This window comes from Kineosporia succinea (assembly GCF_030811555.1).
Taxonomy (GTDB): domain Bacteria; phylum Actinomycetota; class Actinomycetes; order Actinomycetales; family Kineosporiaceae; genus Kineosporia; species Kineosporia succinea.
The window spans coordinates 1,562,779-1,575,969 of the sequence record NZ_JAUSQZ010000001.1; the positions used below are offsets into that span (position 1 = coordinate 1,562,779).

General features: G+C 69.2%; 8 protein-coding genes. 1 reads left to right on the forward strand and 7 read right to left on the reverse strand.

Annotated elements, in window-relative coordinates; genetic code table 11:
- Positions 1-8: 8 nt before the first annotated feature.
- The 5 genes from J2S57_RS06960 to J2S57_RS06980 all read right to left on the reverse strand — a co-directional run bounded on the left by J2S57_RS06960 (position 9) and on the right by J2S57_RS06980 (position 9,500).
- The gene (locus J2S57_RS06960) at positions 9-1,592 is read right to left on the reverse strand and encodes a chemotaxis protein CheW (RefSeq protein WP_307239626.1); all 1,584 of its coding nucleotides are present in this window, start codon (positions 1,590-1,592) and stop codon (positions 9-11) included.
- Entirely contained in the window at positions 1,589-4,051 is a 2,463-nt protein-coding gene (locus tag J2S57_RS06965) for a methyl-accepting chemotaxis protein (protein ID WP_307239627.1), read from the reverse strand. The genes J2S57_RS06960 and J2S57_RS06965 overlap by 4 nt, the downstream gene beginning before the upstream one ends.
- Before the next feature lie 148 nt (positions 4,052-4,199).
- Positions 4,200-5,738, reverse strand: a complete 1,539-nt coding sequence (locus tag J2S57_RS06970) for a chemotaxis protein CheW (protein WP_307239629.1) — start codon at positions 5,736-5,738, stop codon at positions 4,200-4,202.
- Positions 5,735-8,194 (reverse strand): methyl-accepting chemotaxis protein, encoded by a 2,460-nt coding sequence (locus J2S57_RS06975; protein WP_307239631.1) that lies wholly within the window; start codon positions 8,192-8,194, stop codon positions 5,735-5,737. Before J2S57_RS06975 ends, J2S57_RS06970 begins: the two co-directional genes overlap by 4 nt.
- A gap of 91 nt (positions 8,195-8,285) precedes the next feature.
- Positions 8,286-9,500, reverse strand: a complete 1,215-nt coding sequence (locus tag J2S57_RS06980) for an ROK family transcriptional regulator (RefSeq protein ID WP_307239633.1) — start codon at positions 9,498-9,500, stop codon at positions 8,286-8,288.
- Between the two features lie 79 nt (positions 9,501-9,579).
- On the opposite strand from J2S57_RS06980, the gene xylA reads away from it, so the two are divergent.
- Complete coding sequence (xylA, locus tag J2S57_RS06985; protein WP_307239636.1) at positions 9,580-10,770, forward strand: xylose isomerase; 1,191 nt, start codon at positions 9,580-9,582, stop codon at positions 10,768-10,770.
- On the opposite strand, the gene J2S57_RS06990 is transcribed toward xylA, so the two are convergent.
- The gene (locus tag J2S57_RS06990) at positions 10,767-10,928 is read right to left on the reverse strand and encodes a hypothetical protein (protein ID WP_307239638.1); all 162 of its coding nucleotides are present in this window, start codon (positions 10,926-10,928) and stop codon (positions 10,767-10,769) included. The two genes, xylA and J2S57_RS06990, sit on opposite strands and share 4 nt — an antisense overlap.
- Positions 10,929-11,095: 167 nt before the next feature.
- A complete protein-coding gene (locus tag J2S57_RS06995; protein ID WP_307239640.1) occupies positions 11,096-12,805 on the reverse strand; it encodes a glycoside hydrolase family 26 protein in 1,710 nt (569 codons plus the stop codon).
- Positions 12,806-13,191: the final 386 nt, after the last annotated feature.

Below are 13,191 nucleotides of genomic sequence, written 5' to 3' on the forward strand. Positions count from 1 at the left end.
GCCAACCCCTAGACGCTCACCGGTTCCTCGATGTCGAGGGGCACCAGGGCCGACCCGATCGCCGACAGATCGACCCGCGGCAGCATCCGTGGCTCGTCGGCCGTGCCGATCGGCGCCACCCGCATCATGGTGAAGTCGAGCAGCGCGGCCTCGAGCGAACCGGCCGGGTGGCCGGAGCGTTTCGGGTCCGGGTCCTCCCAGACGGCCTTCTCGATCGCCCGCAGCGCGTGCACCACCAGCCCGACCACCTGGCCGCTGCCGCCTTCCGGGTCGGTGCTCACGATCAGCACGTACGACGACTCCAGCGGCGAGTCGGGCACTTCGAGCAGCCGGGTCAGCCGGTACAGCGGCACCACCGTGTCGCGGTGCGTGAACAGGCCGAGCACCTTCTCGTGCCCGGCCTCCAGCACCGAGTACCGCTCCGGGAACTCCAGGATCTCCACCACCTGGCGCAGCGGCACGGCCATGTCCCGGCCGGCCGAGAACGTCAGGTAGGTCTCGCTGGTCTTGGCCTCCCGGGTCCAGGTGTCGGCGTCCGAGATCTCGCCCAGCCGCTGGGCCGGAACCCCGCTGTCGTGGGGGGTGTTCAGCCGGGACAGGGCCTTCAGGTCGTCGTGCTCGAGCATCGAGCCGACCGCGAGGGTGAGGAAGTCACCGTGACCGGGCACCCGCAGCACGTTCTCGAGGTAGCGCCGGCCGGGGACCTGGATCGCGGGCAGCGCCATCGTCTCCACCGAGCCGGTGTTGATCAGCTCCAGCACCTCGGACAGCAGCATCACCACCAGCCCGTCGCGGAAACGGATGGCCACGCCCTCGGCGTCCTCGTTGTTCAAACTGCCCAGCCCGGCCAGCTCGAGCGGGTCGAAGACCGGGATCTCGGCCCCTCCGTAGTCGGCGACCCCCTTGCAGGAGCCGTGTCTCAGCGGTGAGCTACGCACCTTCACCCGGGGCAGGATGGTGTGCACCGACTCGATCGAGATCGCCAGCCGGTGCTCGGCGCAGCGCACCAGCAGCATCGAGTTCTGCCCGGTGCCGACGTGCAGCACCGAACCCGGCTCACCGGCACCGGCCCCGAAGAGCCCGTCCGCGCGTCCCTCCTCCTGCACCACCGGCACACCGGGTAGCGCGAACATCGCGGCGACGTCGAGAACGCTGACGATGCCGCCGGTCTCGGCCCGGGTGAAGGTGTGCGACACCAGCAGCCCCTGCCCGTCCGGCGTCCCCATCCGGGTCAGCCGGGGCGGAGTCGTGACCCCGTGCACGCTGTCGACGATCAGACCGAGCAACTGCCGCTCGCGCAGCAGCACCACGATGACGCGACGTGGCGTGTGACCGTCGCCGGGCTCCCGCCCGGAGGAACCGTCCGCCCCGAGCGCGTGCTCGGGCCGCATCCGCAGCAGGTCGAGCACCGGGATCACCTGGCCGCGCAGGTTCAGCGCCCCGAGCAGGCCGGGGGCGTTCGCCGGCAGCACCTCCAGCTTGTCCGGGCAGGGAGTCACCTCCCGCACGTCCGACAGCGGCACCCCGACGCAGGCCTCACCGGTGGCGAAGAGCCCGTAGGTGGTCGAGGCCAGATCGGCGCTCTCGCTCATCCCTGGGCACTCTGCTGCGAGGCGCCGAGCAGTTCCTCGATCAGCCGGCTGACCTTCGCCGAGGCCTCGACCTGGGTCTTCGTCGCGGTCACGATCAGCTCGATCGAGGCGCTGGTGCGCGAGACGCTGCCGACGATCTCCTCGAACGACTCACCGGCCTTCTCCGACACCCGGGCGCCCTCGTTGACCCGCATCGTGGATTCCTGCACCAGCTTGGAGATCTCGCGCGCCGCGTCGGCCGACCGCTCGGCCAGCTTGCGCACCTCACCGGCGACCACCGAGAAGCCCAGACCGTGCTCACCGGCCCGCGCCGCCTCGATCGAGGCGTTGAACGCGAGAAGGTTGGTCTGATCGGCGATGTCGCTCATCACCTGCACGATCTCGCCGATCTGGGCCGAGCTGCGCTGGATCAGCGAGATCGCCTCGACCGACTCACGCAGCGACGCCGATCCGGCCTCGGCGTCGTCCTGGGTGGACGACGACCAGCGGCTGGCGTCGGACGTGCTCATCGAGATCGCCTCGATCGACTCACTGAGCCGCTGCACGGCTTCGCTCATCGCCTCGGCCTTCTGGTTGAGGCGCTGCTCGAGCTGCACCTGGTCGGTGATGTCGTACGCGTACTTGATCACCTTCATCGGCTTGCCCGAGAGGTCGAGGATCGGGTTGTAGCTGGCCTGGATCCACACGTTGCGGCCGAACTTGCCCACCCGGTGGAACCTTCCGGAGCGCAGCTCACCGTTCTGCAGCCGCAGCCAGAAGTCCCGGTAGTCCTCCGACAGCACGTAGTCCTGGGTGCAGAAGATGCTGTGGTGCTGGCCGACGATCTCGCTCTGGGTGTAGCCCATCGTCTTGAGGAAGTTGTCGTTGGCGACCAGGATCTTGCCGTCGAGGTCGAACTCGATCACGGCCTGGGCCCGGTTGATCGCCGCCACGCGCCCCGCGAACTCGGAGTTGCGCAGCTTGTCGGCGGTCACGTCGCTGGCGAACTTGACCACCTTGAACGGGCGGCCCTCGCTGGTCAGGATCGGGTTGTAGGTGGCCCGGATCCAGACCTCACGGCCGTTCTTGGTGATCCGCTTGTACTCACCCGAGTCGAACTCGCCGCGTCCCAGCTTCTCCCAGAAGAACTGGTACTCCGGCCGCGAGGCCTCGTCGGCGGAGACGAACAACCGGTGGTGGCGGCCGCGGATCTCCTCCAGGCGGTAGCCCATCAGGTCGCAGAACAGCGGGTTCGCCGTGAGCACGTTGCCCTCGAGGTCGAACTCGATCACCGCCTGGGAGCGGCCGATCGCATCGATCTTGCCCTCGAAGTCGGCGTTGCGCAGCTTCTCGGCGGTCACGTCGGTGGCGAACTTGACCACCTTCCAGGGCCTTCCGTTCAGCCCGAAGATCGGGTTGTAGGTGGCCTGGAGCCAGATGTCGCGACTGCCCTTGCCGAGACGGTGGAACTCGCCGGTCTGGTACTCGCCCTCGCGGATGCGGCGCCAGAAGTCGGCGTACTCGTCCGACTCGGCGACCTGGGCGGGCACGAACATCCGGTGGTGCTGGCCGACGACCTCGTCGCGGTCGTACCCGACCGTGGCCAGGAAGTTGTCGTTGACCGAGAGGATCTTGCCGTTCAGGTCGAACTCGATGACGGCCTGCGAGCGGTCCATCGCGGCGGCCTTGCCCGCGTAGTCGGCGCTCACCTGCTTGGCCGCGGTCACGTCGACCGCGTACTTCACGATCTTCCAGGGCTTTCCGTCGATCCCGATGATCGGGTTGTAGACGGCCTGGAGCCAGACGTCACGACCGCCCTTGCCGACCCGGTGGAACTCGCCGGCCACGAACTCGCCCTCGCCCAGGCGCTCCCAGAACTGACGATAGGCGGCGGAACGGGCCTCCTCGGCGGGCACGAACATGCGGTGGTGCTGGCCGACGACCTCCTGCCGCGAGTAGCCCATGGCCTCGCAGAAGTTGTCGTTCGCGTCGAGGATCACCCCACCGAGGTCGAACTCGATGACGGCCTGGGAACGGTTGATGGCCTGGATCTTTCCCTCGGCGTCGGCCGTGGCGCGGCGTCCGCCGGTGATGTCGAGCGCGTACTCGACCACCTTCACCACGCGGCCCTCGCCGTTCTTCACCGGCACGAAGGTGGAACGGATCCACAGGGCGCGCTTGCCCTGCCAGACCCGGCGGAACTCGCCGGTGAGGTTGCCACCGGACCGCAGCTCCTCCCAGAGTTCCGCGTACTCGGAGGTCTCGACCACCTCGCTGGGCACGAACGAACTGTGATTGCGCCCGATGATCTCGACCGTGCTGTAGCCCATGAGCTCGGCAAAGCGCTCGTTGGCCCGCATCACCGTGCCGTCGGGGGCGTACTCCGCGACGGCCTGACCTCGACCGAACGCATCAACCTGGCTTCTTAGCTCCGCGAGAAGCTCGCGCTCCTCATGCGAGAGGCCCGTGTCGTCCGACAACTTCGTTCTCCGTTCCAGCACCTGGACGCCTGACCCCCGTATGGGTCTCGCTCGGTGACGGAACGTGAGAGATTGAGCCGACGGCCGGAACGGTCACCCGTTCGGAGCAGCTGAACCGACCGGGTGACGCGAATTGCTTCACCCACTGTCAATTGGCATGCGGTGCCAGAATTCCGGTGCCTGAGGACGTGGTGGTCAACCGGGTGGGTGAGTCCGGGACCAGCGCGGCTCCCACCGCGGAGAGGTCCACCCGGGTCAGCATCCGCGGCTCGTCGGAGGTGCCGATGGCCGCCAGCCGGATCGTGCGCCGCCGGGCCAGCGCCTGTTCCAGCGACGGTTCCCCGGAGGGTGCCTCGCCCGGCGCCGCCGGGTCCTCCCAGATCGAGCGCTCGATGGCGCGCAGCGCGTGCACCGCGAGGCCGACCACCCGCCCGTCCGGCCCCGCGCTCACCACGAGCACGTAGGCGGCCGGCAGCGACGGGTCCCCGGCCCGGAGCAGACCGGACAGGCGGTAGAGCGGCACCACGGTGTCGCGGTGGGTGAACAGGCCCAGGACGTCTTCGTCACCGGCTCGCAGCACCGAGTACTGCTCCGGGAAGGGCAGGATCTCGACCACCTGCTCGAGCGGCACCGCGAAGTCCCGGCCCACCGAGAAGGTCAGGTAGGTCCCGCCCGCCCGGCTCTGCCCCGCGCTCTCCTCGTCGTCCGCCGCCCGCGGGGCCGGAACCCCCTCGTGGCGTGGAGGGGTGTTCAGCCGCGACAGCGCGTTCAGGTCCTCGTGCGCGAGGATGGCCTCGACCGACAGCGAGAGGAAGTCGCCCCGCCCGGGCACCCGCACCACCCCGTCCAGGTACCGGCGACCGGGCACCTGCACCCCGGGCAGCGTGAACCGCTGCCCGGCCGACGCCGGGATCAGCTCGAGCACCTCGGACAGCAGCATCACCACCACCCCGTCCCGGAACTTCACCGCGACGCCCTCGGTGTCGCCCGCCGAGAGCTCGCCGAGACCGGCCAGGGCCAGCGGGTCGAACACCGGCACCTCGGCGCCGCCGTAGTCGGTGACCCCGCGGCAGGATCCGTGCCGCAACGGCGAGCTGCGCACCGTCACCCGGGGCACGATGGTGTGCACGGCGTCGATGTTCAGCGTGAGCCGGTGGTCCGCGCAGCGCACCAGCAGCATCGACCCGGCCAGGTCGGTGGCGTCGGCCGCCGTCCCGTCCGCCCCGAAGACCCCGTCCCCGGCCTCGTCCTCCCGCAGCGCCGGGATACCGGGCAGGGCGAACAGGGCCTCCACGTCGAGCACGGAGACGATGCCCCTGCCCTCGTCCTCCTGCGTCGGCGCCGGGAAGGCGTGCGACACCGGGAGCCGGTGCTCGTGCGTCCCCACCTGCTGGAGGGCCGGCGGCGAGGTGACCCCGTGCACGCTGTCGACCAGGAGCCCGAGCAGCCGGTCCCGGTGGTGCATGACCACCACCACGCGGTGCCCGGCCGAACCGTGGTCGATCTCCGGCAGCAGGTCGAGCACGGCGATCACCTGCCCGCGCAGGTTCACCGCACCGAGCAGCCCGCGGGCCGAGACCGGCAGCGCCGCCAGCGGTTCCGGGCAGGGCGTCACCTCCCGCACCGCCGACAGCGGCAGCGCCACGCAGGCCTCACCGATGGCGAAGAGGCCGTAGGTGGCGGTCATCCGGGCTGGGTGGTCGCTTCGGAGGCGGAGCCGCCCAGCAGCTCCGCGATCAGCGACGACACCTCGCCCGAGGCCTCCACCTGGGTCAGCGTCGCCTGCACGATCAGCTCGATCGAGGTGCTCGTGCGGCCCACGCTGGTGACGATCTCCTCGAACGCGTCGCCGGCCTTGCGCGAGACCTCGGCCCCCTGGTTCACCCGGGTCGTGGATTCCTGCACCAGCTTGGAGATCTCCCGCGCCGCGTCGGCCGAACGTTCCGCCAGCTTGCGCACCTCCCCCGCGACCACCGAGAAGCCCAGACCGTGCTCCCCCGCGCGGGCCGCCTCGATCGAGGCGTTGAACGCGAGAAGGTTGGTCTGGTCGGCGATGTCGCTCATCACCTGCACGATCTCGCCGATCTGGGCCGAGCTGCGCTGGATCAGCGAGATCGCCTCCGACGACTCGCGCAGGGCCGCCGATCCGGTCTCGGCGTCCTCCTGGGTCGAGTCCGACCAGCGGCTGGCGTCGCGGGTACTCATCGAGATCGCCTCGATCGACTCGGTGAGCCGTTGCACCGCAGCGCTCATCGCCTCGGTCTTGGCCTGCAGGCGCTGCTCGAGCTGTACCTGTTCGGTGACGTCGTACGCGTACTTGATCACCTTCACCGGCTTGCCCGACAGGTCGAGGATCGGGTTGTAGCTGGCCTGGATCCAGACGTCGCGCCCGTACTTGCCGACCCGGCGGAACCGGCCCGAGCGGAACTCCCCACGCTGCAGGCGCAACCAGAAGTCGCGGTACTCCGGCGAGGTCACGTAGTCGGGTGTGCAGAAGATGCTGTGGTGCTGGTCGACGATCTCGCGCATCGTGTAGCCCATGGTGGCCAGGAAGTTGTCGTTCGCCGTGAGGATCTTTCCCTCGAGGTCGAACTCGATCACCGCCTGGGCCCGGTTCAGAGCCGCCACCCGCCCGGCGTACTCAGCGTTGCGCAGCTTCTCGGCCGTCACGTCGGTGGCGAACTTGACCACCTTGAACGGCTTTCCCTCGGCGTTGAGGATCGGGTTGTAGGTGGCGCGGATCCACACCTCGCGCCCGTCCTTGCCCACCCGCAGGTACTCGCCCGAGTCGTACTCGCCGCGTGAGAGCTTGTCCCAGAACATCTGGTACTCGGCACTGGCCGCCTCGTCGGAGCGCACGAAGAGCCGGTGGTGGCGGCCTCGGATTTCCTCGAGGCGGTAACCCATCAGGTCGAGGAAGGCGTCGTTGGCGTCGAGTACCGTTCCCTCGAGGTCGAACTCGATCACCGCCTGCGAGCGCATGATCGCGGTGATCTTGCCCTCGAAGTCGGCGTTGCGGGTCTTCGCCCCGGTCACGTCGACCGCGAACTTGACCACCTTCCACGGCTTCCCGTCGATGTCGAAGATCGGGTTGTAGATCGCCTGGAGCCAAACGTCACGGCCGTTGCGGGCGAGGCGGTGGAACTCACCGGAGACGAAATCGCCGTCCCGCAGTCGTTTCCAGAAGCGCTGGTACTCCTCGGAGTTGGCCTCGGCCGGAGGCACGAACATGCGGTGGTGCTTGCCGATGACCTCGTCCCGGTCGTAGCCCATGGTCTCGAGGAAGTTGTCGTTCGCGGTCTGGATCACACCGTTCAGGTCGAACTCGATCACGGCCTGGGACCGGTCGATCGCGGTGACCTTGCCCTCGAAGTCGGCGTTGGCCCGTTTGACCTGGGTGATGTCGACCGCGAACTTCACCACCTTCCAGGGCTTTCCGTCAATGTCCAGGATCGGGTTGTAGACGGCCTGCAGCCAGACGTCGCGGCCCCCCTTGCCGACCCGGTGGAACTCGCCGGCCACGAACTCGCCCTCACCCAGGCGCTGCCAGAACTGACGGTAGGCGGCGGAGCGGGCGTCCTCGGGCGGCACGAACATGCGGTGGTGCTTGCCGATCACCTCGTCCCGCTCGTAGCCCACGGTCTCGAGGAAGTTGTCGTTGACGTCGATCACCACCCCGCCCAGGTCGAACTCGATCACGGCCTGGGAGCGGCTGATCGCGTCGATCTTGCCCTGGGCGTCGGCGGCGGCGCGTTTGGCGGCGGTGATGTCGAGGGCGTACTCGATCACCTTGACCACGTCACCGGCGGCGTCGAGCACGGGCGTCCAGGTGGAGCGGATCCACAGGTCGCGCTTGCCCTGCCAGACCCGGCGGAACTCGCCGTTCGGGTTGCCGCCCGAACGCAGTTCGTCCCAGAGCCGCTCGTACTCCGGCGACCCGACCACCTCGTCCGGCACCAGGGCGCTGTGGTTGCGCCCGACCAGCTCACCCGGTGTGTACCCGATCAGGTCGGCGAACCTCTCGTTCACCGCCAGCACGGTTCCGTCCAGCGCGTACTCGGCCCGGGCCTGCCCGCGCCCGTAAGCCTCGACCTGGCTGCGTAGTTCGGCCAGGTAATCCTCGTCGACCACAGTGTCCGACACCGCGACCTCCGTCCCGTGACGATTGCCGGAACGCTCGACGGTCACGGCCTCCGGCTTGAGCTCCCCCCGCCCGGCGCCACCCGGCCGGACCTCACCCGTTCACTGAACGCAACGGGCCCCAGAGACTGGGCTGCGACACCAGCCGATCGATCACGGTGTACGCGGCGCCGCTCAGGGCCGCGTAGTCGCCCGCCCGGGCTCGGGTCACACTCATCGGCGCCCAGTCGCTGAAGACCACCAGTTCCCCGAGCACCGCCGCGACCGTGGGGGCGACGGCGTCGAAGAGCGCGGCGAACGTGCCGCCCAGCACCACCTCGTCGATGTCGGAGATGTGCGCGACGGCCGCGAGCGCGATGCCGAGGGCCCGGCCGGCGTCGCGAACCGCGTTCAGGGCCGCGGGGTTCCGGTTGGTCACGGCCTCGAGCAGTGCGGTCGGCGGGGCCCCGGCAGGCAGCCCGGCGGCGCGCAGCAGCGCGTGCTGACCCGCGACGTCCTCCAGCCGCACCAGACCGGACCCGGCCGAACCACCCGAACCCACCACCACGTGCCCGATCTCCCCGGCCCAGCCGTGCCGCCCGGCGATCAGCTCTCCGTCGAGCACCCGGGCCCCGCCGATCCCGATCTCGCCGGAGACGTAGAAGAAGCTGGGTTCCGTCCCACCGGCCGGATCGGTGACGCGCACCCGGATCTCGGCCCGGGCGGCCAGGTCGGCCTCGTTGGCGACCGCGAAACCGGCCGCCCCGGCCACGGTTCCGGCCGGCAACAGGCTCAGCGTGTCGAGGTCGCGCCAGCCCAGGTTGGGCGCGGTGCGCAGCACCGAGTTGGCGTCGAGCAGGCCGGGCAGCGCCAGGGTCGCCCCGGCCACGCGCATCCCCTGCGCGACCACGGACGCCCTCACCTCGTCCGCGACCCTCCGCAGACGGCCCGCCACCTCGGAGGGCTCGGACCCGCGCAGGTCACCCCGCACCATCTGCTCGGCGACGACCTCACCGGTCAGGTCGAGCGCCCGTACACCCAGGTAGTCGACATTGACCTCGAGACCGAGGGCGGCGAGGGTGCGCGCGGCGGGCACGAGCGGCACCGCCGGACGGCCCCGCGGCAGCGCCACCGGGGCCAGCTCCCGCACCAGGCCGAACTCCACCAGCCGGTCGACCAGGTTGGTCACCGCGGCCCGGGACAGGCCGGTGCGGGCCGCCACCTGGGCCCGGGACACCGGCTCGGCGGACTCCAGCACGGCCGACAGGGCGAGCGAGAGGTTGTGCTCACGCATCCCGTCCTGCCGGGCCGGCGCAACGGCGGGTGACATGTCTTGACCCTACCGTCGGCGATGGATAAATTCACGGCGTAGATTAAATGCATCCGCGATGCGACTGGAGTGTTCCGCGATGACGCGTAAGCCCACCCCCGCCGACCGTTTCTCGTTCGGGCTCTGGACGGTCGGCTGGCCGGGTCAGGACCAGTTCGGCAGTGCCAGCCGCCCCGATCTCGACCCGGTCGAGTCGGTGCACAAGCTGGCCGAGCTCGGCGCCGCTCACGTCACCTTTCACGATGACGACGTGGTGCCGTTCGGCAGCAGCGAGACCGAGCGGGAGAAGATTCTCGAGCGGTTCAAGGGTGCGCTGGCCGACACCGGCATCACCGTCGAGATGCTCACCACCAACACCTTCAGCCACCCGATCTTCAAGGACGGCGCGTTCACCTCGAACGACCGCCGGGTGCGCCGATACGGCCTGCGCAAGGTCATCCGCAACGTCGACCTGGCCGCCGAGCTCGGGGCCGACACCTTCGTGATGTGGGGCGGGCGCGAGGGCGCGGAGTACGACAGCGCCAAGGACCTGAACGCCGCCCACGACCGCTACGCCGAGGGCATCGACACCGTCGCGGCGTACATCAAGGAGAAGGGCTACGGCCTGCGGATCGCGATCGAGCCCAAGCCGAACGAGCCGCGCGGCGACATCCTGCTGCCGACCGTCGGTCACGCGCTCGGCCTGATCGCCAAGCTCGAGCACGGTGACATCGTCGGGCTCAACCCGGAGGTCGGCCACGAGCAGATGGCCGGGCTGAACTACACGACCGGCATCGCGCAGGCACTGTGGGCGGGCAAGCTCTTCCACATCGACCTCAACGGCCAGAAGAGCATCAAGTACGACCAGGACCTGGTGTTCGGCCACGGCGACCTGTTCTCCGCGTTCGCCACCGTGGACCTGATCGAGAACGGCTTCCCGGCCGGCGGCCCGACCTACGACGGCCCGCGCCACTTCGACTACAAGCCCTCGCGCACCGAGGACAAGCAGGGTGTGTGGGACTCGGCGGCCGCGAACATGGCCAGCTACCTGCTGCTCGCCGAGCGGGCCCGGGCGTTCCGCGCCGACCCCGAGGTGCAGGAGGCGCTGGCCTACTCCGGTGTGCTCGAGCTCGCGCAGCCCACGCTGGCCGAGGGCGAGACTCTCGCCGACCTGCTGGCCGACCGCAGCACCTACGAGGACTTCGACGTGGAGGCCGTCGCCGAGCGCGGTTTCGGCTTCGTGCGGCTGAACCAGCTGGCGCTGGAGCACGCCGTCGGCGCGCGCTCCTAGTCCTCCTTCTGGTTCGGTGGCGCGGTCTCCAGGGTTTCCAGGAACTCGCTGCCCTCGTCACTGATCCGGTGGGCGTTGCGGGAGTCACGCAGATACATGCCGATCACGGCTCCCACGGCCACCACCGTGAGGAGCAGGCACACGCTGACGAGAAACATCGGTACCTCCTTCGCGCGGATCCCCGAGTGACAGCCTCAGGCTAGAGCCGGGGTTCCGGGCGAAGAGGGCCGTAACCGGCGTACCGGGTGCGGTTTCACCCGGCCCCGGTAATCAGAACGGCCGCACTCATGTGAATGAGTGCGGCCGTTCCGGCGTTCCGGTGGATCTACTGGTTACCGGACGACTCCGCGTCGGAGGCGATCATCGTCTGGTAGATGCCGGCCGCGTTCGGGTTCTGGTTGGGCGCGAAGATGGCCCCGGCGTAGTAGCTGGCGTCTTCGTTGAAGTACGCCTCGTAGGCCAGGTCCGAGCCCATGCTCTTGAAGAACTCGAACATCTTGTTGACGTACAGCGCGTTGTCGCCGCCGTTCGCCCCGGCGCTGCCGGTGCCCGGGTAGACGCCCCACTCCGGGATGGTGAGCTTCTTGCCGTGCTCCTTGGCGAACCCGGCCCAGAACTTCAGCCCGAACTCACCGTTCAGGTGCTGGTCCCAGGTCTGGTCGTTGTTGGCGCCCGGCCACATGTCGTACGAGTCGATGCCGACGTAGTCGACGTACTCGTCACCCGGGTAGGCCTGCGTGGCGTCGGCGAGACCCGCACTGACACCGCGGTTCACGGTCCAGTCCCACTTCAGGTCGGGAGCCGTGGTGCGCGCGCTCTTCACGATCTGCCGGAAGCACTCGGCGAACTGCCCCGGGTTGCTCGCGCTCCACTTGTACCAGTTGCCGTTGAACTCCCAGCCCAGCCGGATGATCGAGTCGTCCATCCCGGCGTCCTTGAAGTTCTGGCCGAACTGGACCCACTTGTCGTTGTACTGCCCGGCCGCACAGCCCGCCATGGTGGCGCTGTCGTCGGCCTCCGGCACCGGGGCCACCCCGAGCGCCATCGTGTACGGCGTGTCCTTCCAGGCCGAGAACACCCAGGCCGGGTTGATCACGTCGTCCCAGGTCTGACGGGCCGGCCAGGTGACCGCCACGTCGACCGGGGCACCCCGCCACTGGCCGAAAGCGTCGACGTCGGCGGGGTTGTCGCCCGGCATGAACACGCCGCTGGCGCCCCACGGCACCCCGGAACGGTTCGGGATGTCGCACGAGGGCGTCGTCTCGGCACCCGGTTCGGCCGGCGTGGCCGTGGTGGACGGGGTGCCGGTGGACGTGGTGGTGGACGCGGTCGTGGTGGACGTTGTGCTGGTCGTCGTGCTGGTCTCGCCGGTGGCGGTGGACGACGGGGTGGCCGTCTGCCCCTCGCCCGCGGTCGCCGAGCCCGTGGCCGTGCCGGTGGTGGGCTCGTCGGTCGAGGTCGAGCAGGTTCCCGGGGCGGTGACCCCGTCGGACGGGCTCACGCTGCCCGTCACCGTGGGCAGCCCGGTGCCCGGCAGGGTCGGCGAACCGGTCTGGTCGCCCGAGGGCGCGACCGTGGCGCTCGGCGCCAGCGAGGTGGTCGTGGTGCTCGTGGTGAAACTGCCCGAGGTGTAACCCTGTTCGCCGGTGCTCGTCGCCGTCGGGTAGTTCGGGTCGGTGGTGACGGAACCCGTCGGGCCCGTGGTGGCCGAGGCCGAGGGACCGACCGTCGGCGTCTCGGTGCCCGGGCCCGGCGGGGTGCTCGGGCGGTCCTTGTCCGGATTGACGTCGTCCTGCCAGCGCCCGGGCCAGTTGGCCGTGCTGCGGCGGTGTTCACGACGCCACTTCTTGCTCTTGGGCTTGTGTGAGTAGTCCGAGATGTAGGCCGCGCCGTCGGTGCTCGTCCAGGAGACGGCCGGCCCGACCGCTGTCTTTTCCGGTTTCGGATCCTGGCCGGCGATCGCCGGCACGGTCCCGATGGCGGCCGCGACCACCACCAGTGCGGTCGCCCCCACCACCCGCTTCTTGGTCAGCACGCCTTGCCACTCCCCTGTTCGGCTCGTCTGGCGATCCACGCCGAGTCGGCGCAGGTAACAGAGTGCAGTCACGCAATTGTCTGAATCTTAAAGAGACGTCAAGTTCAAACAGTTTCACGACGGAGTGTCACTGTTTCCTGACATACAGAAAGAGTCTGCAGTTCAGGATGGGATTCAGGGGATGTGCGCAGCCTGTCACCGTGCCCGTTTTGTTACCACTCGTCCAGGGGCGCATCCGTGCTGCCCAGCACCCGAGACGGCAGGTCAGGCGGCACTTTTGACGACTACGGAACGTACGGGGGCAGTGCCGGTGCAATTTCTGACAACGAGCGACGCGTTCCACCGGATCAAACTCAGCGTCATCAACCATGATCAAGAAAGATGAT

What these genes read in the sequence shown, in the direction of transcription:
- J2S57_RS06990 (WP_307239638.1), bottom strand. Translation starts at nt 10,928, where the DNA reads ATGTTTCTCGTCAGCGTGTGCCTGCTCCTCACGGTGGTGGCCGTGGGA.
- J2S57_RS06960 (WP_307239626.1), bottom strand. Translation starts at nt 1,592, where the DNA reads ATGAGCGAGAGCGCCGATCTGGCCTCGACCACCTACGGGCTCTTCGCC.
- xylA (WP_307239636.1), top strand. Translation starts at nt 9,580, where the DNA reads ATGACGCGTAAGCCCACCCCCGCCGACCGTTTCTCGTTCGGGCTCTGG.
- J2S57_RS06970 (WP_307239629.1), bottom strand. Translation starts at nt 5,738, where the DNA reads ATGACCGCCACCTACGGCCTCTTCGCCATCGGTGAGGCCTGCGTGGCG.
- J2S57_RS06980 (WP_307239633.1), bottom strand. Translation starts at nt 9,500, where the DNA reads ATGTCACCCGCCGTTGCGCCGGCCCGGCAGGACGGGATGCGTGAGCAC.